The 1,417-nt window shown below is 61.8% G+C and carries 2 protein-coding genes and 1 pseudogene; 1 reads left to right on the forward strand and 2 read right to left on the reverse strand.

The features are described from left to right. Positions 1-140: pseudogene (locus EN984_RS39195) on the forward strand (EEP domain-containing protein); the annotation flags it as partial. Positions 141-318: 178 nt separating this feature from the next. Here the strand turns inward: EN984_RS39195 and EN984_RS34585 are convergent. Beyond that, positions 319-906: a GNAT family protein gene (locus tag EN984_RS34585; RefSeq protein WP_063173273.1), complete on the reverse strand. Its 588-nt coding sequence runs from the start codon at positions 904-906 to the stop codon at positions 319-321. A 119-nt stretch (positions 907-1,025) separates the two neighbouring features. After that, complete coding sequence (gene rpmA / locus EN984_RS34590; protein WP_013529063.1) at positions 1,026-1,295, reverse strand: 50S ribosomal protein L27; 270 nt, start codon at positions 1,293-1,295, stop codon at positions 1,026-1,028. Positions 1,296-1,417: the final 122 nt, after the last annotated feature.

Raw genomic sequence — 1,417 nt, forward strand, 5'->3', positions numbered from 1 at the left:
AACCCACCGACCCCAGCCGCCACAAGCGCATCGACTACATCTTCACCAGCGCGTCGCTCGCCAGGTCCCTGCAGCGCCTGTGGGTCGACCGAAAGGCCGTCGGCTCGGACCACCTGCCGGTCTGGGTCGAACTGGGCTGATCCAAGTTTGCCTCCCATTGGTTTCGCGCCGTACCCGATGTGTGTCGAGATTCAGGTCAGGCCGAGCCGAGAATAGTGGCTTCCGAGAACCGGAGCGGAGTGTACTTTTCGTACGCGAGCACCGGAAGCGCAGGAAACCGCCATTCGCAGGCCGGCCTCACCTGAATATCGGCACACATCAAAAGTGGACCCAGTTCCGCAAGCTCGTCCAGGTCTTGCGATCGAGCCGGTAGCGCTCGACGGGAACCTGGCCGGCGACAATCGAGTTCAGCATGCCCTGGCCGGCATATTGGAACCCGCATTTGTGGATGACGCGGCGCGAGGCCGGATTGATGACCCGTGTCGAGGCATGCAGAACCTGGATCGACGTCCTCTGGAAGGCGAGGTCGACCAGCGCGTGCGCCGCCTCGGTCGCATAGCCCTTCTTCCAGTGCGGCTCGCCGATCCAGTAACCGAGCTCCAGCCCGCGATCGGTGGTGTTGAGACCGGCGCAGCCGACGAAAGTGTCGGTGCCGGCCAGCGTCAGGGCATAAGCGATACCGGCCCGGCGCGACTTGGTCATGGCCAGGAAAGAGCGCGCCTCGGCCTCGCCATAGGGGTGCGGCATGCGGGCCAGCATTTCGGCGACATGGCGGTTGTCGGCAAGTTCGACCAGTTGCGCGATATCGCCTTCGTGAGGCGCCCGCATCACCAGTCGCTCGGTGACCAGCACCGGACAATCTATCGCGTAACTTTCGTCTTCTGAGTCTTCCGCTTCGGCAACCATTTGAAAGTCCTCCAGGCACAAGAAAAAGGGGAGATGGAAACCCATCTCCCCTGATCCTTTTCCTGGCTTTGCCAGACACCGGTCCCGAGATGGGCGCCGGTGTTCTAGTGCGGAACCGGCTACTCCGCGGCTTTGGCAATCGGGTTGACCGATACGTAGGTTCGGCCGTTGGCTTTTTTGTTGAACGTCACGGCGCCGGTCTCGAGCGCAAAAAGCGTATGGTCCGTGCCCATGCCGACATTGACGCCGGGATGCCACGTGGTGCCGCGTTGACGAATGATGATGTTGCCCGGGATGACGGCTTCGCCGCCGAACTTCTTCACGCCCAGACGCTTGGAATGCGAGTCGCGACCGTTGCGCGACGAGCCGCCAGCTTTCTTGTGTGCCATCTAACTAACTCCGTTGCGCCGCAAGGCGCCTAAAAGGCCTTATGAACGCGTTCGCGTTCCGTTTCAAGTCCGATCCGGCGACCAGGTCGCCAGAAAATTACTTCGCAGCCAATTCCTTGGCC

It is taken from the genome of Mesorhizobium sp. M7A.F.Ca.CA.004.12.1.1, assembly GCF_003997835.1.
In the GTDB taxonomy this organism is placed as follows: Bacteria; Pseudomonadota; Alphaproteobacteria; order Rhizobiales; family Rhizobiaceae; genus Mesorhizobium.

Bases quoted from the DNA above. Each gene is read 5' to 3' on its own strand.
- EN984_RS34585 (WP_063173273.1), bottom strand. From the start codon at position 906: ATGGTTGCCGAAGCGGAAGACTCAGAAGACGAAAGTTACGCGATAGAT.
- rpmA (WP_013529063.1), bottom strand. From the start codon at position 1,295: ATGGCACACAAGAAAGCTGGCGGCTCGTCGCGCAACGGTCGCGACTCG.